The sequence below is a fragment of the Peribacillus sp. P4_C12 genome, assembly GCF_056402095.1.
On the sequence record NZ_JBFUIB010001113.1, the window covers coordinates 1 to 661 of the forward strand.

Here is a 661-nt window from a genome sequence, read left to right on the forward strand (position 1 = left end):
AGTTATAACAAGCCAATCAGGAAAAGGTTCGATTCCCGAAAACCACGAACAATGCATAGGACATTTCGCGGCTTATGAGTCCACAAAAGAGTTTTTGCAAAATGCGGATTTGTTAATCAGCGTAGGTGTTCGTTTTAGAGGAAATGAAACGTCCAACTGGAAAGTACCAGTACCTGAAGAGCATATTGCAATCGATGCGGATTTGCAGGCAATTAACCGTAACTATAAGTCGACAATAGGTTTGGTTGGCGATGCGAAAGATATGTTAGCAGCCCTCATTCAAAAGCTTGAAGAAAGATCAGTTTATGCAGATCCTTCTTATGTAAGTGAAGTCCGTTCACTTAGAAATGAAGTGCGCGCACAACTGCGTGCAACGCTTGGGCCGTATGAGCAATTTGTAGATGGCATGAGAGAAATTTTGCCGAATGATACCATTATTGTTCGAGATGTTACTGTTCAGGCAAACGTATGGGGCAGCCGTTTATTTGAAATTTATGAACCGAGAACCTCTATTCATGCATCTGGTGGCGGAATTGGTCAAGGCCTTCCAACAGCTATTGGCGCACAAATGGGCTGCCAAGATAAAACAGTTGTGCTGATGGCTGGAGACGGCGGTTTTATGGTTAATGTCGGGGAAATGGTTACTGCAGCTGAAGAAAAT

At 43.3% G+C, this 661-nt stretch carries 1 protein-coding gene; it reads left to right on the top strand.

Annotation, left to right across the window (positions count from 1 at the left end):
• Positions 1-661, top strand: a 661-nt coding sequence (locus AC1DUW_RS31645; RefSeq protein ID WP_477644554.1) for a thiamine pyrophosphate-dependent enzyme, incomplete at both ends; no start/stop codon positions are given.